The 20,958-nt window shown below is 72.1% G+C and carries 20 protein-coding genes; 13 read left to right on the forward strand and 7 right to left on the reverse strand.

Annotated elements, in window-relative coordinates; genetic code table 11:
• Window positions 1–15: 15 nt before the first annotated feature.
• Entirely contained in the window at window positions 16–774 is a 759-nt protein-coding gene (locus ABZ738_RS00770; RefSeq protein ID WP_176095412.1) for a type III pantothenate kinase, read from the forward strand.
• Window positions 775–1,020: 246 nt separating this feature from the next.
• On the opposite strand, the gene ABZ738_RS00775 is transcribed toward ABZ738_RS00770, so the two are convergent.
• Window positions 1,021–1,761, reverse strand: coding sequence for a class I SAM-dependent methyltransferase (locus tag ABZ738_RS00775; RefSeq protein ID WP_357210173.1), 741 nt, complete (start codon window positions 1,759–1,761; stop codon window positions 1,021–1,023).
• 90 nt (window positions 1,762–1,851) lie between these two features.
• Here ABZ738_RS00775 and lysS point away from each other — a divergent pair, with 90 nt between their 5' ends.
• From lysS to ABZ738_RS00795, 4 genes are all read left to right on the forward strand, one after another.
• The gene (gene lysS, locus ABZ738_RS00780) at window positions 1,852–3,360 is read left to right on the forward strand and encodes a lysine--tRNA ligase (protein ID WP_131053720.1); all 1,509 of its coding nucleotides are present in this window, start codon (window positions 1,852–1,854) and stop codon (window positions 3,358–3,360) included.
• A gap of 118 nt (window positions 3,361–3,478) precedes the next feature.
• A complete protein-coding gene (locus ABZ738_RS00785; RefSeq protein ID WP_162854363.1) occupies window positions 3,479–3,829 on the forward strand; it encodes an Lsr2 family protein in 351 nt (116 codons plus the stop codon).
• 428 nt (window positions 3,830–4,257) lie between these two features.
• The gene (locus ABZ738_RS00790) at window positions 4,258–6,792 is read left to right on the forward strand and encodes an ATP-dependent Clp protease ATP-binding subunit (RefSeq protein WP_131053723.1); all 2,535 of its coding nucleotides are present in this window, start codon (window positions 4,258–4,260) and stop codon (window positions 6,790–6,792) included.
• 418 nt (window positions 6,793–7,210) lie between these two features.
• Complete coding sequence (locus tag ABZ738_RS00795) at window positions 7,211–7,867, forward strand: C39 family peptidase (RefSeq protein ID WP_131053722.1); 657 nt, start codon at window positions 7,211–7,213, stop codon at window positions 7,865–7,867.
• A 103-nt stretch (window positions 7,868–7,970) separates the two neighbouring features.
• On the opposite strand, the gene ABZ738_RS00800 is transcribed toward ABZ738_RS00795, so the two are convergent.
• On the reverse strand, window positions 7,971–8,873 hold the full coding sequence (locus ABZ738_RS00800; protein ID WP_357210901.1) for an A/G-specific adenine glycosylase: 903 nt from the start codon (window positions 8,871–8,873) through the stop codon (window positions 7,971–7,973).
• Between the two features lie 97 nt (window positions 8,874–8,970).
• On the opposite strand from ABZ738_RS00800, the gene ABZ738_RS00805 reads away from it, so the two are divergent.
• The 3 genes from ABZ738_RS00805 to ABZ738_RS00815 all read left to right on the forward strand — a co-directional run bounded on the left by ABZ738_RS00805 (window position 8,971) and on the right by ABZ738_RS00815 (window position 10,946).
• Window positions 8,971–9,483 carry an ACT domain-containing protein gene (locus tag ABZ738_RS00805; RefSeq protein WP_131056257.1) on the forward strand — a complete coding sequence of 171 codons (513 nt, stop codon included), beginning with the start codon at window positions 8,971–8,973 and terminating at the stop codon, window positions 9,481–9,483.
• 23 nt (window positions 9,484–9,506) lie between these two features.
• Entirely contained in the window at window positions 9,507–10,067 is a 561-nt protein-coding gene (locus ABZ738_RS00810) for a peptide deformylase (RefSeq protein WP_131056263.1), read from the forward strand.
• 147 nt (window positions 10,068–10,214) lie between these two features.
• A complete protein-coding gene (locus tag ABZ738_RS00815) occupies window positions 10,215–10,946 on the forward strand; it encodes a hypothetical protein (RefSeq protein ID WP_176096041.1) in 732 nt (243 codons plus the stop codon).
• 39 nt (window positions 10,947–10,985) lie between these two features.
• On the opposite strand, the gene disA is transcribed toward ABZ738_RS00815, so the two are convergent.
• The 4 genes from disA to ABZ738_RS00835 all read right to left on the reverse strand — a co-directional run bounded on the left by disA (window position 10,986) and on the right by ABZ738_RS00835 (window position 15,534).
• Entirely contained in the window at window positions 10,986–12,164 is a 1,179-nt protein-coding gene (gene disA, locus ABZ738_RS00820; protein ID WP_131056261.1) for a DNA integrity scanning diadenylate cyclase DisA, read from the reverse strand.
• Window positions 12,165–12,265: 101 nt separating this feature from the next.
• Window positions 12,266–13,717 (reverse strand): DNA repair protein RadA, encoded by a 1,452-nt coding sequence (radA, locus tag ABZ738_RS00825; protein WP_176095409.1) that lies wholly within the window; start codon window positions 13,715–13,717, stop codon window positions 12,266–12,268.
• 91 nt (window positions 13,718–13,808) lie between these two features.
• The gene (locus tag ABZ738_RS00830) at window positions 13,809–14,552 is read right to left on the reverse strand and encodes a hypothetical protein (protein WP_176095408.1); all 744 of its coding nucleotides are present in this window, start codon (window positions 14,550–14,552) and stop codon (window positions 13,809–13,811) included.
• 142 nt (window positions 14,553–14,694) lie between these two features.
• Entirely contained in the window at window positions 14,695–15,534 is an 840-nt protein-coding gene (locus ABZ738_RS00835) for a UbiA family prenyltransferase (RefSeq protein WP_176095407.1), read from the reverse strand.
• A gap of 45 nt (window positions 15,535–15,579) precedes the next feature.
• Between ABZ738_RS00835 and ABZ738_RS00840 the strand changes: the two genes are divergently transcribed.
• The 5 genes from ABZ738_RS00840 to ABZ738_RS00860 all read left to right on the forward strand — a co-directional run bounded on the left by ABZ738_RS00840 (window position 15,580) and on the right by ABZ738_RS00860 (window position 20,097).
• Complete coding sequence (locus tag ABZ738_RS00840; protein WP_131057768.1) at window positions 15,580–16,317, forward strand: methyltransferase domain-containing protein; 738 nt, start codon at window positions 15,580–15,582, stop codon at window positions 16,315–16,317.
• A gap of 201 nt (window positions 16,318–16,518) precedes the next feature.
• Window positions 16,519–17,682, forward strand: a complete 1,164-nt coding sequence (locus ABZ738_RS00845) for an acyl-CoA dehydrogenase family protein (protein WP_176095405.1) — start codon at window positions 16,519–16,521, stop codon at window positions 17,680–17,682.
• Window positions 17,683–17,716: 34 nt separating this feature from the next.
• Window positions 17,717–18,766, forward strand: coding sequence for a type III polyketide synthase (locus ABZ738_RS00850; RefSeq protein WP_357210178.1), 1,050 nt, complete (start codon window positions 17,717–17,719; stop codon window positions 18,764–18,766).
• 26 nt (window positions 18,767–18,792) lie between these two features.
• Entirely contained in the window at window positions 18,793–19,380 is a 588-nt protein-coding gene (locus tag ABZ738_RS00855; protein ID WP_131057414.1) for a hypothetical protein, read from the forward strand.
• 27 nt (window positions 19,381–19,407) lie between these two features.
• A complete protein-coding gene (locus tag ABZ738_RS00860; RefSeq protein ID WP_357210180.1) occupies window positions 19,408–20,097 on the forward strand; it encodes a hypothetical protein in 690 nt (229 codons plus the stop codon).
• A gap of 92 nt (window positions 20,098–20,189) precedes the next feature.
• On the opposite strand, the gene ABZ738_RS00865 is transcribed toward ABZ738_RS00860, so the two are convergent.
• Entirely contained in the window at window positions 20,190–20,870 is a 681-nt protein-coding gene (locus ABZ738_RS00865; RefSeq protein WP_357210903.1) for a hypothetical protein, read from the reverse strand.
• Between the last annotated feature and the right edge of the window lie 88 nt (window positions 20,871–20,958).

Below are 20,958 nucleotides of genomic sequence, written 5' to 3' on the forward strand. Positions count from 1 at the left end.
GTCTAGGCTTCGTGCGTGCTGCTCTGCATCGACATCGGGAACACCAACACCGTCCTGGCGACCTTCGACGGTGACAAGCTGGTGCACAACTGGCGGATCAAGACCGACGCCCGATCCACCGCCGACGAGCTGGGCCTGATGTTCCGGGGTCTGCTCGCCGGGGACGCGGTCGAGATCACCGGGGTGGCCGCCTGTTCGACCGTCCCGGCCGCCCTGCGCTCGCTGCGGACCATGCTGACCCGCTACTACGCCGACCTGCCGAGCGTCATCGTCGAGCCGGGTGTCCGCACCGGCGTACAGCTCGCCATCGACAACCCCAAGGAGGTCGGGGCCGACCGGGTGGTGAACACGCTGGCGGCCCACAGCCTCTACGGCGGACCGTCGATCGTGGTCGACTTCGGCACCACCACCAACTTCGACGTGATCAGCGGTCGAGGAGAGTTCCTCGGTGGCGCGTTCGCGCCCGGCATCGAGATCTCCTTCGACGCGCTCGCCGCCCGCGCCGCCCAGTTGCGCAAGGTCGAGGCGACCAGACCCCGGTCGGTGATCGGCAAGAACACCGTCGAGTGCCTCCAGGCCGGGCTGTACTTCGGCTTCGCCGGCCAGGTGGACCGGATCGTCGAGCGGATGGCCGCCGAGCTGGGCGAGCTCAAGGCGGTCATCGCCACCGGTGGACTGGCGTCGCTGGTGCTCAACGAGTGCCGGACGATCACTCATCACGAGCCGATGATCACGTTGATCGGGTTGCGCATGGTGTATGAGCGGAACGTCTGACGCTTTTGGGTTCTGTTCTTCTTGCTGGTGGGGTTTCCGGGCCGCCCGACCGGCTCCGGGCGGTCAGGCTTGATCCCTGCGCCGGTCGGGCGGCCCGGAAACCCTCGGGGCCGGCGTCATCCGTTCCGGTGGGGTGGTCGGCTGGGGTGGGGGCGGTGCGTCCGTTCGTTGGGGTGGGTAGGCGCGTGGCGTCAGGCGTGGACTCGGACGGGCGTCAGCGTCGAGCTGGGGCTCGGGGTGGGTGGGTCAGGGTTTGTGGGTGCGGGCGGTGAGGGTGCGGTAGGGGAGGGTTATGAGGCCCCGGGCGGTCAGGGCGGGGTGGGTGTCGAGGAGGTGGCGGACCCGGTGGTCGACCTCGGCCTGGCGGGCGGGGGCGGCGGTCAGGTAGTGGGAGCGGGTCCGGACCAGGCCCAGCAGGTCGTCGCGGGTCAGCGTGGTGGTGTGGGGGAACTCGGCCCACTCGGGTGGGCCGAAGGCGTCGCCGAAGTCGGTGACGGTCTGGCGCAGGTGGTCGACGGTGTCCCCGATCTCGGCGATCCGGCTCAGCTCGGTCACCCAGTCGACGCGCTCGTCCCGGAGGTTCCAGATCGGGGCGAAGACGCCGCCGGGGCGCAGCACCCGGGCGATCTCGGCGTGCGCCGTCTCCCGGTCGAACCAGTGGTACGCCTGACCGGCGAGGACGGCGTCGGCGTACCCGTCGGGTAGCGGCATGGACTCCGCGGCACCGGCCTCCGCGCGTACCCCCGGGGTGGTGGCGACCAGGTGGGCGCGCATCTCGGGGTCGGGTTCCACGGCGATCACCTCGTGTCCCAGGGCGAGCAGGCCACGGGTGAGGATGCCGGTGCCGGCCGCCAGGTCGACCACCCGGGCGGGCCGGGCCAGTCCGTCCAGCGCCCAGTGCAGTGCCGCCTCCGGGTAGCGGGGCCGGTAGCGGTCGTAGTCGGCCGCCGCCGGACCGAACGAGCGGGCCTCGGTGGGATGCGTCATGACCGGCAGGCTATCCGCCGACGGCCGCCGGAGGGCTTGAGTACGCTCGGGCCTGACCTCGCCCGAAATCTCCCACTGAGGAAGCGTGCCGTGACCCAGCAGAGCCCCGTGCCAGTCGACCCCGCCGACGACCTTCCCGAGCAGATGAAGGTCCGCCGGGAGAAGCGGGACCGGATGCTCGCCGACGGCGTCGAGCCGTACCCGGTCAGCTTCCTGCGGACCAGCACCCTGGCCCAGGTGCGGGAACGCTACGCCGACCTGCCGACGGACACCGCGACGGGCGACCAGGTGTCGGTGACCGGCCGGGTGATCTTCGTACGGAACACCGGCAAGCTCTGTTTCGCCACGCTGCGCGACGGCGACGGCACCGAGCTCCAGGCGATGCTCTCGCTGGACCGGGTCGGCCCCGAGCGGCTGGAGGACTGGAAGCGGCTGGTCGACCTCGGTGACCTCGTCGGGGTCACCGGCGAGGTGATCAGCAGCCGCCGGGGCGAGTTGTCGGTGCTGGCGCAGGAGTGGGTGACCACCGCGAAGGCGCTGCGCCCGCTGCCGGTGGCGCACAAGCCGCTGAGCGAGGAGGCCCGGGTCCGGCAGCGCTACGTCGACCTGATCGTGCGCCCGCAGGCCCGCCAGATGGTACGCACGCGGGCAACGGCGGTCCGTAGTCTTCGCGATTCCCTGCACGACACGGGTTTCCTCGAGGTGGAGACCCCGATGTTGCAGTTGCTGCACGGTGGCGCGACGGCCCGTCCTTTCGTGACCCACAGCAATGCACTCGACACCGACCTGTATCTGCGAATCGCACCGGAACTGTTTCTCAAGCGCGCCGTGGTCGGCGGTGTCGAGCGAGTCTTCGAGATCAACCGTAACTTCCGTAATGAGGGCATCGACTCCTCGCACTCGCCGGAGTTCGCGATGCTGGAGGTGTACGAGGCGTACGGCGACTACAACACGATGGCCGAACTGACCCGCAATCTCGTGCAACAGGCGGCGATGGCGGTCGCCGGGTCGACGGTGGTCACTCACGCCGACGGTCAGGAGTTCGACCTCGGCGGTGAGTGGCGTTCGGTGAGCTTGTTCGGCGTGCTTTCCGAGGCACTCGGTGACGAGGTCACGGTCCGCACCGAGCACCGCCGCCTGGTCGAGTACGCGGACAAGGTGGGCCTCACCGTCGACCCCAGGTGGGGGTCGGGCAAGCTGGTCGAGGAACTGTTCGAGGAGTTGGTCGTGCCCGGCCTGGTGGCACCCACCTTCGTGCGGGACTACCCGGAGGAGACCAGCCCGCTGACGCGTGGGCACCGCGAGGAGCCGGGGCTGGCCGAGAAGTGGGACCTGTACGTGCGCGGGGTCGAACTGGCCACCGCGTACTCGGAGCTGGTCGACCCGGTGGTGCAGCGGGAACGGCTGGTCGCGCAGGCGCAGCTGGGTGCCCGTGGCGACGACGAGGCGATGCGGCTCGACGAGGACTTTCTCCGGGCGATGGAGTACGGAATGCCGCCGGCGGGTGGCATGGGAATGGGAATCGACCGGCTCCTGATGGCGCTGACCGGTCTTGGAATTCGGGAAACCATCCTGTTCCCCTTGGTTCGCCCCGAGTAGTCGACACGGAACTTTCCGCCGCGTTACCGGATCCCATTGACGTAACAAGCATCTGACGAGCTATTGTGCTCTGGTAACTGGCAGGTGCACCGAACCCTGCGCGAAAGGAATGTGGGACGTGGCCAAGCAGATCATTCAGAGGCTGGTCGATGACCTGGACGGCGGGGACGCGGACGAGACTGTCAAGTTCGCGCTCGACGGCGTTCAGTACGAGATCGACCTGTCGGGTTCGAACGCCGAGAAATTGCGTGAGGCATTCGCGCCGTACATCGCTGGTGGATCGAAGGTGGGACGCGGCGGTGTGGTCGTCGGTGGGCGTGCCGCCCGGGGCCGGGGCGGCGCCACGGCGGACCGCGAGCAGAACAAGGCCATCCGCGCCTGGGCCCGCAAGGCCGGCAAGGAGATCTCGGACCGGGGCCGGATCCCCCAGGAGATCGTCGACGAGTACCACTCCAAGGCCGGTCACTGAGACCAGGCCGTCCGCCACGCCGGTTCGGAGCGCCTCTCCGGGCCGGCGCGGTCGTCCGGCCGTACGGGGCGCGCCGCCCGTTGTCCACAGCCGGTGGACGGTTTGTCCACAGCCTGTGGACAACGGGCGAGGGGTGACCGTCCGGTGTCGGGAGGGCTCCGTGCGGTGCTTCCGGCGGCCCCCGGCTCGTGCTCGAATTTCGCTCTGCGCGTACACGCACCATGCCCGGAACACCCGTTGAGCGTGGAGGGTTGTGCAAAACGACGCGTACCGGGCCATCGTCGGAGACACACGAGGTCAGCCGAGTCGGTCCGCGGCGATAGAGTAAAGAGGCGCGGACGCCCGTCCCGGGCGCTTGCGTATCCGGCCCCGCCGAGAGTCTTGACCACCAAGATCGAGTGCGCACGGCACGTGAGGAGCACGAGGGCATGTTCGAGCGGTTCACCGACCGAGCGCGACGGGTTGTCGTCCTGGCCCAAGAAGAGGCCCGGATGCTCAACCACAACTACATCGGTACGGAACACATCCTGTTGGGCCTGATCCACGAGGGCGAGGGCGTCGCGGCGAAGGCCCTGGAGAGCCTGGGGATCTCGCTGGAGGGCGTCCGCCAGCAGGTGGAGGAGATCATCGGCCAGGGCCAGCAGGCGCCGAGCGGGCACATCCCGTTCACGCCGCGGGCCAAGAAGGTGTTGGAGCTGTCGCTGCGCGAGGCTCTGCAACTCGGCCACAACTACATCGGCACGGAGCACATCCTGCTCGGTCTCATCCGCGAGGGCGAGGGCGTGGCCGCGCAGGTGCTGGTGAAGCTGGGCGCCGACCTGAACCGGGTCCGCCAGCAGGTGATCCAGCTGCTCTCCGGCTACCAGGGCAAGGAGCCGGCCGCCGCCGGCACCGCCCCGGGCGAGGCGGCCCCGTCGACCAGCCTGGTGCTCGACCAGTTCGGGCGGAACCTGACCCAGGCGGCCCGGGAGGGCAAGCTCGACCCGGTGATCGGGCGCGAGAAGGAGATCGAGCGGGTGATGCAGGTGCTCTCCCGCCGGACCAAGAACAACCCGGTCCTGATTGGTGAGCCCGGCGTCGGCAAGACCGCCGTGGTGGAGGGCCTGTCCCAGAAGATCATCAAGGGCGAGGTGCCCGAGACGCTGAAGGACAAGCAGCTCTACACGCTCGACCTGGGTGCGCTGGTGGCGGGCTCCCGCTACCGGGGTGACTTCGAGGAGCGCCTGAAGAAGGTGCTCAAGGAGATCCGCACCCGGGGCGACATCATCCTGTTCATCGACGAGATCCACACCCTGGTCGGTGCGGGCGCCGCCGAGGGCGCGATCGACGCGGCGAGCATCCTCAAGCCGATGCTGGCCCGTGGTGAGCTGCAGACCATCGGCGCGACGACGCTGGACGAGTACCGCAAGCACCTGGAGAAGGACGCCGCGTTGGAGCGTCGTTTCCAGCCGATCCAGGTGGGTGAGCCCTCGCTGGCCCACACCATCGAGATTCTCAAGGGCCTGCGGGACCGGTACGAGGCGCACCACCGGGTGAGCATCACGGACGCGGCGCTGGTGGCGGCGGCGACGCTGGCCGACCGGTACATCTCCGACCGGTTCCTGCCGGACAAGGCGATCGACCTGATCGACGAGGCCGGGGCCCGGATGCGGATCCGCCGGATGACCGCGCCGCCGGACCTGCGTGACTTCGACGAGCGGATCGCCCAGGTGCGCCGGGACAAGGAGTCCGCGATCGACGCGCAGGACTTCGAGCGCGCCGCTCAGCTGCGCGACAAGGAGAAGCAGCTGCTGGGCCAGAAGGCGCAGCGGGAGAAGGAGTGGAAGGCCGGCGACCTCGACGTCGTCAGTGAGGTCGACGACGAGCAGATCGCCGAGGTGCTGGGCAACTGGACGGGCATCCCGGTCTACAAGCTGACCGAGGAGGAGACCTCGCGCCTGCTGCGCATGGAGGACGAGCTTCACAAGCGCGTCATCGGGCAGGAGGACGCCGTCAAGGCGGTCTCGAAGGCGATCCGGCGTACCCGCGCCGGCCTGAAGGACCCGAAGCGTCCGTCGGGCTCGTTCATCTTCGCCGGCCCGTCGGGTGTCGGTAAGACCGAGCTGTCCAAGGCGCTCGCCGAGTTCCTGTTCGGCAGCGAGGACGCCCTGATCCAGCTGGACATGTCCGAGTTCCACGACCGGTACACCGTGTCGCGGCTCGTCGGTGCGCCTCCCGGCTACGTCGGCTACGACGAGGGCGGGCAGCTGACCGAGAAGGTGCGGCGTCGGCCGTTCTCGGTGGTCCTCTTCGACGAGATCGAGAAGGCCCACCCGGACGTGTTCAACACGCTGCTCCAGATCCTGGAGGACGGTCGGCTCACCGACGGTCAGGGCCGGATCGTGGACTTCAAGAACACGGTCATCATCCTGACCACCAACCTCGGTACGAGGGACGTGGCCAAGGCGGTCTCGCTCGGCTTCCAGCAGTCGGAGGACTCCGAGTCCAACTACGACCGCATGAAGCAGAAGGTCAACGACGAACTCAAGCAGCACTTCCGGCCCGAGTTCCTCAACCGCATCGACGACACCATCGTCTTCCACCAGCTGCGTCAGAACGAGATCCTCCAGATCGTGGACATCATGATCGCCCGGATCGAGACCCAGCTGCGCAACAAGGACATGGGTCTCGAGTTGACCGACAACGCCAAGAAGTACCTGGCGCTGAAGGGCTTCGACCCGGTCCTCGGCGCTCGGCCGCTGCGTCGCACGATCCAGCGCGACATCGAGGACAACCTGTCCGAGCGGATCCTGTTCAACGAGCTGACCCCCGGTCAGATCGTGGTGGTCGACTGCGAGGGCGACCCGAACGACATCGACAAGTCCAAGCTCGTCTTCAAGGGCTCCGACCGGCCGGTCACCGTGCCGGACGCGGTCCCGGCCGACCTCGGCGGCAGCACCGCCGCGGCAGGCGCAGACGAGTAGGTAGTCGGCTGGTTCGACCAGCGGCGGCCCGGTGGCACCTGCCACCGGGCCGCCGTCGTGTGTCGCCGCTTCGGTGCGGATCCTCGAACCGGACAGTCGGATGCTTCAGCGCACCCGGTTACATTCCGCTCAGCGAGGGCGCCGGAAGGACCCTGTCACCCGGCCGCCGGGCATGGGTCGGCGCCCCGAGCGGTTGCACCGGGGGTGGCCGTGGTGGCTCTGGTGGCCAGGTAGTCGCGGCGCACCGCAGAGCGGGATCGGCGTACGCCCGGTAAGCCCGGAATGTGTGGCCTATCCGAGCCGTTGCACCCATGGCGGGGCACCCCACCGTTCGTGGTGTCACCTGCTTCTTCCCTCCGACGCGGCATCCACCCTCTCGGCAGTCCCGGGTGTCGTGTCGATCCCCCGAGCTGGAGGAATGACCATGACGACATTGATGCGTAAGGCCGCGCTGACCGCCGCCGGTGCCGTCTGTGCCGGTGGGATGATCAGCGGTCCGATGGCCGCGGTGGGGGCGACGAACAGCACCGACGCCCTGGCCACCGTGACGGAGCGCGGCCACGGCAAGGGCGAGCGGCAGCTGAAGGTCCGCTACCAGGCCCAGCCGAACTTCTACTACTGCGGTCCGGCCGCGGTGCGGAACGCCCTCAGCGTGATGGACAAGGACGTCTCGCAGGACGACCTGGCCCGCGAGATGGGCACCACCGAGCGGGGCACCGACTCGGCGTTCGTGATCACCAAGGCGTTGAACAACAAGGCCGGTAAGGACGTCTACCGCACCGTGGAGATCCCCGGCCAGGTCGCCGACGAGGCCGAGACCGAGCGGTTGCGCGAGGACATCGTCCGTACCGTCGACGACGACCGGAGCGTGGTGGCCAACGTCTTCGGCACCGCAGTCGACCTCGGCGGAGGCAGCCACTCGTTCGAGTCCGGCCACTACATCTCGGTGACCGGTTATCGGGACGGCGGCAGCCAGGTGAAGATCGCCGACTCGGCGGATCCCGCCAAGGCCGAGTACTGGATGGACACCGAAGTGCTGGCGGACTGGATCGCCAGCCGCGGCTACTCCGCCTGACCGAGCGACACCGACCGGGCCGGCATACCGGGACGGATCAGTGCCACACCAGGCAGAACTCTGCGGGCCGGCTCCTTACCCGGGAGCCGGCCCGCTACTGCGATCAGGTCGGGACCGGGGCCGGTGGACCGTCGCCGACCAGGCGGAACGCGCTTTCGCCGACCGGCTCGACCAGACCGTCGGTCACCAGACCGGCCAGTGCCCGCGCCCGCTGCATGTCGTCCGACCAGACCTGGTCCAGGCGTTGGTGCGGCACCGGGCCGGTCGCCTCGCGCAGCACCCCGAGCAGGAGGCCGCGTACCTGGCGGTCGGTGCCGGCGTACCGCTGCGGACGGCGCGTCGGGCCGTCCGGGGCGACCTGGCCGGACGCCCGCCACGCACAGGTCGCCTCGACCGGGCAGACACCGCAGCGAGGCGAGCGGGCGGTGCAGACCACCGCGCCCAGCTCCATGAAGGCGGCGCTGGCCAGGGCGGCGGCCGCCGGTTCGATCGGCAGCAGTTCCTCGGTGGCGACCAGGTCCGCCGGTCGGGTCGCCGGGCCGGCGTCCGGCTCCCCGGCGATCGCGCGGCAGACCACCCGCCGCACGTTGGTGTCGACCACCGGATGCCGCTGCCCGTACGCGAAGGCCGCCACCGCCCGCGCCGTGTACGTGCCGACCCCGGGCAGGGCGAGCAACTGCTCCAGTTGATCAGGGACCTGGCCGCCGTGCCGCTCCACGACGGCGACCGCGCACTCCCGCAGCCGGACCGCCCGGCGGGGGTAGCCGAGCCGCCCCCACATCCGGATCGCCTCGGCCGGGGTGTCCTGCGCCAGTGCCGCCGGAGTGGACCAGCGTGCCAGCCACGCCTCCCATGCGGGCAGTACCCGGACCACCGGGGTCTGCTGGAGCATGACCTCGCTGACCAGGATGGCCCACGGGCTGACGTCGGGATGGCGCCACGGCAGGTCCCGCGCGTTGCGCTCGTACCACCGGCTCACCTGGCCGGCGAAGGTGGTTTCTGTCATCGCGTCGCCGATCATGCCACGGGTGCCGGATTCCGCCGACTGGACGGTCCGGGCGGGCCGCCACCGTCGGCGGACGTGGATCGGGGAGAATGCCCGGATGAACGAGCTCGCGATCACCGTCATCGGCCGGGACCGACCCGGCATCGTGGCCGACGTCGCCGAGGTGCTGGCCCGACTCGGGGCGAACCTCACCGACAGCACCATGACCCGGCTGCGCGGACACTTCGCGATGACCCTCATCTGTGTGGGCCCGGCCGCCGCCGAGGTGGAGGCCGCGTTGGTCACGCTGACCGCCGACGGTCAACTGCTGGCCACCGTACGCGAGGTGACGCCCGACGGGGAGACGGCTCCGGCCGGCGAGCCGTACGTGGTGGCGGTGCACGGGGCGGACCGGATGGGCATCGTGGCCGCGATGACCCGGGTGCTGACCGAGGCCGGCGGTAACGTCACCGACCTGAGTACCCGGTTGGTGGGGTCGCTCTACGTGGTGGTGGCGGAGGTCGAGGTGCCCCCGGGCGCGGCCGAGCCGCTCGCCGCCCGGCTGGCCGAGGCCGCCACGAATCTCGGTGTCGACGTCACTCTCCGTCCCGCCGAACCGGATCTGCTGTGAGCGGCGACGCGGGTACGCCGGACCTGACCGCCGAGGCGTACGCCGGGCTGGGGGAGTGGACGCCCGAGTCCCTGGGCACCGGCGCGGTGCTGCCGGTGGTCTCCGCCCCGCACACGGTGCTCAGCCGGGCCGGCGCGGAGGTCGACCCCACCGCCGAGGAGACCGTCCGGCTGGCGGCCGACCTGATCGCCACCATGCGGGTCTCGCCCGGCTGCGTCGGCCTGGCCGCACCGCAGGTGGGGGTGGGGGCACACGTGTTCGCGGTCAACGTGACGGGCCATTCCAAGGCGGTCACGGTGCACGGCACGTTCGCGCTCTGCAACGCCCGGGTGGTCGAGGCGACCCGGTGGAAGGCGGGCCGGGAGGGGTGCATGTCGGTGCCGGACCTGACCGGTGACGTCAAGCGCGCCAGCCGGCTCGTGGTCGAGGGGACGCTGCCGGGCAGCGGCGAGCTGGTTCGCCTGGTCACCGACGGTTTCGAGGCGCGGGCCCTGCAACACGAGATCGACCACTGCGCCGGGCTGTTGTTCCTGGACCGGGTGGCCGGCGCGCACGCGATCTACCAACGCAAGGTGTATCTCTGACCGAGGGCGGGTCGATACGGTGAGTGACGAATCGGCGCTGCCGACGCCCCGCACCGTCGTGAATGGAGGGTGGGTTCCGATGGGTCCGGTCGACCCCGGCGCGTCGCTACCGTCCGTCGCGTGCGACGCCGCTACGGTGGGGGCATCATGCGTCTGACGGTCGGCCCCCTGTCTCCCGCGGTGTACTGGCGGCGTCGTGCCGTCGTGCTCGGCGCGGTCCTGCTCCTGCTGGTTGTCGTGCTCTACTCCTGTAACGGGCAGAGCAGCGAGCCCGGTGCGACCGGCGACGGTCAGCCCGATCCCGGGGTGTCGACCGGTACGCCGGAGCCGACCGGGTCGGTGTTGACCCCGGAGACCGGCTCGCCTCCGTCGGGCGACGCCGGGACCGGTCCGACGACGCCCTCCGGTGACCCGGCCTCCAGTCCGTCGACCGAGCCGTCGCTCAGTAACGACCCGCCGGTCAACAACACCTCGACCGATGACGGAACCTGCACCGACAGTGAGATCGTGGTGACCGCCCAGGCCCTGCCCGGCGAGGTGGTGCGCGGCGCCGCCGTCGATCTGCATCTGAAGATCCGCAACCGGTCGGAGCGGACGTGCAGCCGGGACGTCGGCGCGGACGCGCAGGAGATCTTCATCAAGTCCGGCGCCGAGGTGGTCTGGTCCTCGGACACCTGCGGTGCCGCCTCCGGGTCGGACACGCAGTCCTTCACGCCGGGCTTCGAGCGCTCCTACCAGGTCGGCTGGAACGGCAAGGACAGCAGCCGGTGCGCCGAGGGAGTGGCGAACGGCCCGGTCGTGCAGGCCGGGACGTACGAGGTCTTCGCGCGGGTGGGGACCCGGCTGAGCCAGCCGGCCAAGATCCGTCTGACGGGCTGACCGGGCGGGACCGGGCCGGGCCGGTGATCGCGGCCCGGGTCAGACGTAGCGTTCCAGGATGGACGCCTCGGCGAGCCGGGAGAGCCCCTCGCGTACGCCCCGGGCCCGCGCGTCGCCGACGCCCTCGACGGCCTGGAGGTCCTCGACCGTCGCGCCGAGCAGCCGCTGGAGGCTGCCGAAGTGCAGCACCAGCCGGTCCACCACCGCCACCGGCAGTCGGGGCACCTTGGCCAGCAGCCGGAAGCCGCGCGGGCTGACCGCTGCCTCCAGCGCGTCGGACGCGGCCGGGTAACCGATCGCCTTGGCGACGGAGACCAGGTCGATCAGCTCGGTGGCGCTGAGCAGGTCCAGCTCGACCAGGGCCTCGTCGAGGGTGCGGGGCTTACGGCCGGTGGGCAGGTAGTCCCGGATGACCAGGGTGCGGTCGGCGTCCACGCCGGCCATCAGCTCGTCGAGTTGCAGGGCGAGCAGTCGGCCGTCGGTGCCCAGCTCGACCACGTAGCCGGCGATCTCGTCGGCGATCCGGCGGACCATCTCCAGCCGCTGCACCACGGCGACCGCGTCCCGGACGGTGACCAGGTCCTCGATCTCCAGCGCGGAGAGGGTGCCGGAGACCTCGTCCAGCCGGAGCTTGTAGCGCTCCAGGGTGGCCAGCGCCTGGTTGGCCCGGGACAGGATGGCCGCCGAGTCGTCCAGCACGTGCCGCTGGCCGTTGACGTAGAGGCTGATGATCCGCATCGACTGGCTGACCGAGATCACCGGGTAGCCCGTCTGCCGGGCGACCCGCTCGGCGGTGCGGTGCCGGGTGCCCGACTCCTCGGTCGGGATCGTCGGGTCGGGCATCAGGTGCACCGCGGCCCGGACGATGCGGGTGCCGTCGCTGGAGAGCACCACCGCGCCGTCCATCTTGCACAGCTCACGGACCCGGGTCGCGGAGAACTCGACGTCCAGCGGGAAACCGCCGGTGCACAGACCCTCGACCACCTTGTCGTACCCGAGGACGATCAGTGCGCCGGTGCGACCGCGCAGGATGCGCTCCAGGCCGTCGCGAAGCGCGGTGCCCGGTGCCATCAGCGCCAGATTCGCGCGCAGCGGGTCGCCGACGCTGCCGCCTCCGGTCACGCTGACGCTGATCGGACGAGCGGGCGAGCCCACGGCACCGGTGCGGGCGTGGGGTGTCGCGCCGGCAGGCTTGGTGGCTTCGCGGTCGATCGGCACGGGCACAGTCTACGGACTGCCCTGCGGTGGGTGCTCCCGTGGTTACTGGGATGTGTCACGATTCGGCCCGTGCCGTCCGTCCCGTCCGTCGGAGACGCGGCTCACTCCGCCGAGGCCCGGGCTGCGGCCTGCAACGCCGCCCGGACGTCGCCCACCTCCACCACCCGCATCTGCTCCGGGCCGGCGCCGGTGCTCGCCGGGCCGCAACCGGGCGGCACCAGGGCCAGCCGGAACCCGAGCCGGGCCGCCTCGGACAGCCGGCGCGGCACCGCTCCCACCCGGCGTACCTCGCCGGTCAGGCCGACCTCGCCGATCGCCACCAGGTGCGGCGCGATCGCCAGGTTCAGGCCGCCGGAGGCGACCGCGAGCGCGACCGCCAGGTCCGCCGCCGGCTCCACCACCCGGATGCCGCCGACGGTGGCCGCGAAGACCTCCCGGTCGTGCAGGGTGAGCCGCTCGGTGCGGCGCTGGAGCACCGCCAGCACCATCGCCAGCCGGGCCGAGTCCAGCCCGGAGACGGTACGCCGGGGCGAACCGGCCACGGCGGCACCGATCAACGCCTGCACCTCCGTCACCAGTGCCCGGCGTCCCTCCATCGCCACCGTCACGCAGGTGCCCGGCACCGGCTCGCTGTAGCGGGTAAGGAACAGCCCGGACGGGTCGGCGAGGCTGCTGATGCCGCCCTCGTGCATCTCGAAGCAGCCCACCTCGTCGGCGGCGCCGAACCGGTTCTTGACGCCGCGCACCATCCGCAGCGAGGAGTGCTTGTCGCCCTCGAAGTGCAGCACCACGTCGACCAGGTGCTCCAACACCCGGGGACCCGCCACCTGCCCGTCCTTGGTCACGTGCCCCACCAGCACGGTCGCGATGCCGCGCTCCTTGGCGACCGCCACCAGTGCGGCGGTGACCGCCCGCACCTGGGTCACCCCGCCCGGCACGCCCTCGGTGCCGGTGGTGGAGATGGTCTGGACCGAGTCGAGCACCAGCAGGCCCGGCTTGACCGCGTCGAGGTGGCCGAGCACCGCCGCGAGGTCGCTCTCGGCGGCGAGGTAGAGCTGGTCGTGCAGGGTGCCCATGCGTTCGGCCCGCAGGCGCACCTGGCTGACCGACTCCTCGCCGCTGACCACCAGCGAGGGGCTGCCCGCGCCGACGGCCCACTGCTGGGCGACGTCGAGCAGCAGGGTGGACTTGCCGACCCCGGGCTCACCGGCGAGCAGCACCACCGCCCCGGGCACCAGCCCGCCGCCGAGCACCCGGTCCAGCTCGCTGACGCCGGTGGGGCGGGCGCGGGCCGGTGCGGCGCTGATGGTGGCGATGGGGCGGGCCGGCTCGGCGGGCATCCGGGAGCTGACCACACGGCCGGAGACGGTCGGGCCGGTGACGGTGCACTCGACCACCGAGCCCCATTCGCCGCACTCGGGGCAGCGGCCCACCCACTTGGGTGGCTGGTGCCCGCAGGCGTCGCACTCGTACGCGGGGCGGGGCTCGCGAGCGGCGGCCCTGCCGCGCCCGCCACCCGCTCCCCGGGCCGGGGTCGATCGGGAGATGCTCACCCGAGCGACGCTAACCCCCCGGTACGACGACGGCACCGCCGGCATGGGTTCACCACGCCGACGGTGCCGTCGGACATTCCGGCAGGACGGGTCAGTGCCCGCCTTCGCCCTCGAACTCGGTGTGCCGCTCGATGATCGGCGACGGCGGCGGAGCCGGGCTGAGCGGCACGGCCACCGGGGCCGGGCTGGTGATCGTGTTGCCGTCGCCGAAGTCGAAGCTGATCGTGACGTTCTGACCGGCGAGCAGTGCCGAGTTGAGCCCGAGGAGCTGGAGCACCTGCTCGCCCTCGGTGTTGAGCTGCACGTAGCTCAGCGGCGGGATCTCGATCCGGGCCGGGCCGCCGGCCGACGACTCGGTCTCGTCCGGGGAGGGCGTCTCGTCGGGGGAGGGCGTCTCGTCCGGCGACGGGGAACTGCCCGGGGAGGGGGTGCCCTCCGGGGACGGGTCCGGCGACGGGGAGCCGGTCGGCGAGGGCGAGGCGCTGGGCGAGGGGCTGGTCGCGGCCTGGACCGTGGTGAGCACGACCTCGCGGGCGTCCGACGAGGTGACGGTCACGGTGACCGGGTCGGGCGAGTCGTTGTAGAAGAGCGCGTTCAGGATCGCGTCGTCGCCGGCCTGGTAGCCCTCGACACCGGGGTACGAGATCAGCACGCTGCGTACGCCGTACCGGCCGTCCTCGGCCTGGAGGTCGACGCCCTGGATCGACGGGACCTTGTTCGCCGTCTCGGAGATCTGACCGGTGCCGCATCCCGACAGCAGCAGCATCCCGGCTGCCGCCGCGATCCCGGGCAGCAGTACGGCAGCCCGCCGGGAACCCCTGATCGAGCGCGTCACGTCGGTCCTCCTCGTCACGATCACACCCGGCGCCGTCGCCGGAACCGCTGGCCATGCCCCCGCACAGACCGCTTCCCAGCGTAGTTGGAGCTGATCGTGGCCCGCACGGCGACCCGGTGCTGCCACCTGCCGGGGGACGTGGTCAGACCAGTCGACCGCTCGTGACCAGCAGGACGACATCGATCAGGGCGACCAGCATGACCGCCCGGAAGGCCGCCGCCGAGCGGGCGCCGGGTCGGTCGGCGGTGCGTCCGGCGTACCAGGCGAGAACCAGGATGACCACGGCGGCGACGACCGCCGCGAGGCCCAGGCCGGACGGCGGACCGGGCGGACCCAGCACCAGCGTGACGGTCGCCGCGACGAGCAGCCCGACGGCGGCCGCCCGGCTGCCCGCCGGACCCACCCGGTGCGGCAGACCGCGCACCCCGGTCCGGGCATCGTCGGCGAAATCGGGCAGCACGTTGGCGAAGTGCGCACCGGCGCCGAGCAGGGCCGCTGCGGTGACCAGCCACCCCGGCGGCGTCGGCGCGCCGGGCAGCGCCAGCACCACGAAGGCGGGCAGCGCGCCGAAGGAGATCGCGTACGGCAGCACCGAGACCGGGGTCCACTTGAGCGGCCAGTCGTACAGCAGGGCCGAGACCAGCGCGACGACGGCGCAGAGGGCTGCGGCCGGGTTCGTGGTCAGGGCCAGCGCCACGGTGGTGGCGGCGGCCAGCACGGCGGCCACCGCGACGACCCGCCGGCTGACCGCACCGGCGGCCACCGGCTTGTCGGTACGCCCCACCGCGGCGTCCCGGTCGGCGTCGAGCGCGTCGTTCGTCCACCCCACCGCGAACTGGCTCGCCGCCACGGTCAGCGCCACCACGGCGATCCCGCCGGGCGGATGCCCGACGCCGGCCGCGAGCAGACCGGCCACTGTGGTGACGGCCGCCGTCGGTTCCGGATGGCTCGCTCTGACCAGCCCTAACACCGTGGACGACATAACGGAAGTCTGGTCGTTACCGGCTAGTCGTGCCACGCTCGGTGAATGCGTGACGCCGGCCTGAGCCTGCCCCGCAACGACCCGCGTCAGTACGACGACCTGGCCGGCGAATGGTGGCGACCGGACGGCGCGTTCGCCATGCTGCACTGGCTGGCCGAGGCGCGGGCGGCGATGGTCCCACCGGCGACGCGGCCCGACGCGCTCCTGGTCGACCTCGGGTGCGGCGCCGGTCTGCTCGCCCCGCACCTGGTCGGCAAGGGCTACCGGCACGTGGGGGTGGACCTGACCCGCTCCGCGCTGAACCAGGCCGCCGCGCACGGCGTGACGGTGGTCAACGGCGACGCCACCCGGGTGCCCTTCGTCGACGGCTGCGCCGACGTGGTGGCCGCCGGTGAGCTGCTGGAACACGTACCCGACTGGCGGGCCGTGGTGGCGCAGGCGTGTCGCCTGCTGCGTCCCGGCGGGCTGCTGGTGCTGGACACGCTCAACGACACCGCGCTGTGTCGGCTGGTCGCGGTCCGCATCGCCGAACGGCTGCCGACCGTGCCGCGCGGCATCCACGACCCACGGTTGTTCGTGGACCATCGTGAGCTGGTGGCCGAGTGCGCCCGGCACGGTGTGGACCTGCGGGTCCGGGGTGTCCGTCCGGCGGTGCCGGGCCTGCTGCGCTGGCTGCTCCGGCAGGTACGCGGCGCGGCGACCCCACCCGGCCAGACGCCGCGGATCGTGCCGACCGGTTCGCCGGCCGTGCTCTACCAGGGACGCGGGGTGTACGGCGGGTAGCCGGTCCGGGCGGGGGTAAGGGAAGCCGAGAAGGGGGTTCCATGAGCGAGCGTCAGCGAGCGAGTCGTCGGCTCGGTGCGTGGGTGTCTCATGGCGGCACGCAGCGCAGCGGAGTGCCGGCATGAGCGAGCGTCAGCGAGCGAGTCGTCGGCTCGGTGCGTGGGTGTCTCATGGCGGCACGCAGCGCAGCGGAGTGCCGGCATGAGCGAAGCGTGGGACGCCGCGCGGAGGCTGTCGCCCCGGCTGGCCGCCCGGGCGGCGGAGCACGACCGGGACGGTTCGTTCCCGGTCGATGACTTCGCCGATCTCGGTGCGGCCGGGCTGTTCGGGCTGATGGTCCCCGCCGAGCTGGGCGGCATCGGGGCGACGTTCGCCGGGTACGCGGCCGTCGCCACCGAACTGGCGCGGGGCAACGGCGCCACGGCGCTGGTGTTCAACATGCACGCCTCGGTCACCGGCGCCCTGGGCGCGGTCACCGAGGAACTGGCCGAGGCGTTGGGCGTACCGGAGGAGGCGCTCGCCGCCCGCGACCGGTTGCTGCGGGCGGCGGCCGAGGGCGCGTGGTACGCGGTCGCGATGAGCGAGCGCGGCGCCGGTGCCCGGTTGTCCCAGCTAACCACGGTCTACGAGCCGGTCGACGGCGGCTGGCGGATCAAGGGCAGCAAGACCTTCTGCTCGGGTGCCGGTCACGCCGACGGTTATCTGGTGGCGGCCCGGAGCGCGGCCGACCCGTCGGTGGTCTCGCAGTTCCTGGTCCCGGCCGGTGACGGTCTGACCGTCGAGCCGACCTGGGACGCGCTCGGCATGCGGGCGACCGCCTCGCACGACCTGCACCTGGACGTCACCGTGCCCGCCGACCGGCTGCTCGGCGGGGTGGAGGGCCTGGCCCTGGTGGTCGCCCAGCTGATGCCGCACTGGCTGGTGGCCAGCTACGCCGCCGTCTACGTCGGGGTGGCGCAGGCGTCGATCGACGCGGCGGCGGAACACCTGCACGCCCGGGGGCTGACGCATCTGCCGGCGGTCCGTGCCCGGTTGGGGCGGGCCGACGCGGCGGTGGCGGCGGCGCAGCTCGCGGTCACCGAGGCGGCCCGTCGGGTGGACGAGGCGCCGGGTGACGCCGAGACGAACCGCTGGGTGTGGCGGGCCAAGCTGCTGGCCGGTACGACTGCGGCGGAGGTTGCCGCGTCCATGCTGGAGGCGGCCGGCACCTCCGCCACCCGGCGTGGTCACCCGTTGGAGCGCCTCTACCGGGACGCCCGTTGCGGATCACTGCACCCGGCCACCTCCGACGTCTGCGCCGACTGGTTGGGGATCGCCGCGCTCGGCGGTGACCCGGACCGTGACGGGTCGGCTCCTCGTTGGTGAGCGTGAGGAGCCCGAGCGAGCGGAAGGTGGGACGGTGACCGTACCGGTGATCGCGGGTGTGGGTACGGCTCATCCGCCCTCGGCCGACCAGCAGGAACTATGGGACAAGTTCTTCTCCCGGCACTACTCCGGCAGCACCCGGGCGCTCGCCGAGCGGATCTTCGCGAACTCGGGGGTGACCCGCCGGCAGGCGGCGGTGAGTCCGCTGATCGAGGACGTCTCGGACTGGCCGACCGAGCGGCGGATGCGCCGCTACCAGGTGGAGGCGCTGCCGCTGGGCAAGGAGGCGGTCGGCCGTGCGCTGACCTCGGCCGGCCTGGACGCCGGGGACGTCGGTCTTTTCGTGGTCTGCTCCTGCACCGGGTACGCCACCCCGGGGCTGGACATCCTGCTCGCCCGTGACCTGGGTATGTCCCCGACGACGCAGCGGATGTTCGTCGGTCACATGGGGTGCTACGCGGCCCTGCCCGGGTTGGGTGCGGCGAGTGACTTCGTGGTCTCCCGGGGCCGCCCGGCGCTGCTGCTCTGCGCCGAGTTGACCAGCCTGCACCTGCAACCCTCGTCGGCCCGGGTGGACACTCAGCAGATCGTCTCCCACGCGCTCTTCTCGGACGCCGCCGTCGCCGCCGTGCTCCTGCCCGGTGGCCGGGGGTACGCGGTACGCGAGGTCACCTCGGTCACCGACACCTCCACCGCCGACCACATGACGTGGGACGTGACCGACACCGGCTTCCGGATGGGGCTCTCGCCGAAGGTGCCGCAGGTGCTGTCGACCCACGTACGCGGGTTGGTGGAGGACCTGCTGGCCCGGCACGGTGCCACGGTGTCCGGGGTGGACGGCTGGGCGGTGCACCCGGGCGGCCCCCGCATCCTGAACGTGGTGGAGCGCGAACTGGAGCTGCCGCCGACCGGGTTGGCGGCGTCCCGGGCGACGCTGGACGAGCACGGCAACTGCTCGTCCCCGACGGTGCTGCTGATCCTCGACCGTCTGATGCGGGCCGCGCCCTCGCCCCGCCGGGTGGTGATGCTCGCCTTCGGACCCGGTCTGACCCTCTACGCGGTGCTGCTGGAACGGCACGCCTGACCGTGCGGGCGGCTACCCTGGAACTCATGCACGTCGATCCGGTTCATCGGCTGCGCGGCGTTCTGCTCGCCGGGATCGGTGCGGTCGCGCTGGTGCTCGGGGGCTGGTGGTGGCAGGCGCAGGCGCCGGGTGCGGCAACGTCGACCGGTCCGGGCGGCGACTTCCGGCTCACGACGACGGGGCGGGTGGAGCCCGAACCGAGGACGAGCGTCATGCTCGACGCCCGAACCGGCTCCGTCGTCCCGACCTCGCCCGGCCGTGGGTACGGCTCGGCGGAGGCCCCGTCCAGCGCCGGCCACCGGGGCGTTCGTCGGGCGGAGGTCCGCCACGTGGTGTGGACCGAGTCGACGAAGCTGAGCGAGGGTGCCGCGGTGGTCCGGCAGACCCCGGTCGGGTACGGCGAGTTGTTCCAGCTGCGCTTGCGGTGCGTCGGCCCCGGCGACCTGTTGGTGGTGGTGGTCGGGGCACGGGCGGCCGACCCGATCATGATCGGCTGTGACGGTGCGGTGGCCACGACGGAGGTGACCGGCACCGGCGGCCCGGTACGCATCTCGTTCTCCACCGCCGGTGCGGAGCCGTTGCACCTGGAGGCCCGCCTGATCGCCCCGTCCTGAGCCGCTCGGGCCTCTACTCTTCTCGGCATGCATGACGATCCCCGCCATCGGCTCCGAGGTGTCCTGCTGGCCGGTGTGGGGGTGGTGGCGCTGGCTGCCGGTGGCGTGTGGTGGCAGGCGACCGCACCGACCGGGTCGGGTGTCGGGGCCGGGCCGAGCAGCGTTTCCCAGGCGACCGGCTGGCGGGTGGATCCGCTCACCGGGGCCCGGCAGTATCGCGGTACCGACTCGCCCCAACCAGAGGTGACGGCGATGTTCCGGGTGGATCCAGCTACCGGCGCGTCGTTCTGGGTGGATCCGGCCACCGGTTCCTCGCTCGTGCTCGAAATGGATGGCGACAAGGTGCGCGTGCTGGCCGGGGCGGGTTCGGGTGACGTCAGCGCTCCCGAGACCGGAGAGTCGGGCCGGCGCCGGGGAGGCGGCGGCAACGTGGTGTGGTTCGACCGATCGGTGTTGCGCCCGGACGAGCCCGTGGTCCGCACGGCTCGGGTCGCCGACGGTGACCAGTTGGTGTTGCGCGTCAGTTGCACCGGCTCGGGCGAGGTCAACGTCGCCGTCGACGGTGCCCGGGGTGCGTTCTACCCACACCGGGTCGAGTGCACGGGGGCGGTGTCGACGATCGGGATCACCGCTGCCGGTGGCCCGCTGCGGGTCACGTTCCATCCCGGCGAGGCGGCGCAGGCCCAACTGGTGGCCCGCCTGGTCTCTCAGTCCTGACATCGGTCGTGCAGGCCAGGCTGGGTATCGCGGCGGTGGCCGGGTCGGGTCCGGCCACGGACTCACCGGCCGGCTCTGCGAGGCGCGGTCGGTCAGCCCGCCAGGCGGGCCAGTTCGGCCTGGTAGTCGGTGAGCGAGCCGACCTCGGGCACGACCAGGACGACCCGGCCGGTGCGGTCGGCGAGCAGGGCGGTCACGGTGTCCGGCCGGGCCGGCAGGTGCAGGAAGTCGCGGAGGCCACCGGCCGGGTCGGCCAGCGCGCGGACGGCGGTGCCGGGCGGCGCGGCCCGGGGGCGGGTGGCGGCGACCGTGACCACGCTCACTCCGGGCGGTGCCGCCGCCGCTGCCTCGGCGACCCGCTCCGGGCAGGCGCAGCCGTCGACCAGCAGCACCACGGTCGGCACCAGGCCGCGTAGCGGCACCGGGGCCTGCCCGCCGTCGACCAGGTCCAGTGCGGGCAGTGATCGGCCGGTGAGCCGGACCGGTGCCGGGTCGGGGGTGCTGCTGGTGGTCGGTCCGGGCGAGCGGCCGGTGCGGGGCCAGGTGGCGGCGGCCAGACCGGCGACGGTCGCCACGACGGCGAGCAGCAGCGCGAGCACGGGCAACGCGGACGGACGCCACCGGCGGGCGTACCCGGCGGCTCGGCCGCGCAGCTCCCGGCGTAGCTCTTCGGCCTCGTCCGCGAGCGCGGCGGCATCGTCGGGTACGACCACCCGGCCCCACTCGGGCGGCAGGTCGGGCAACCCGGGACCGTCGGCGTCGGCCTTGTCCATCACCACCCCCTCGGACGGTTCCCGCGCCGCCTCCACCACCCTCTCGCCGGTCGCTCTCGACCGTCGCGGGTGCGCGTGCGCGGGCACC

This window comes from Micromonospora sp. NPDC047793, assembly GCF_040642635.1.
Lineage (GTDB): Bacteria > Actinomycetota > Actinomycetes > Mycobacteriales > Micromonosporaceae > Micromonospora.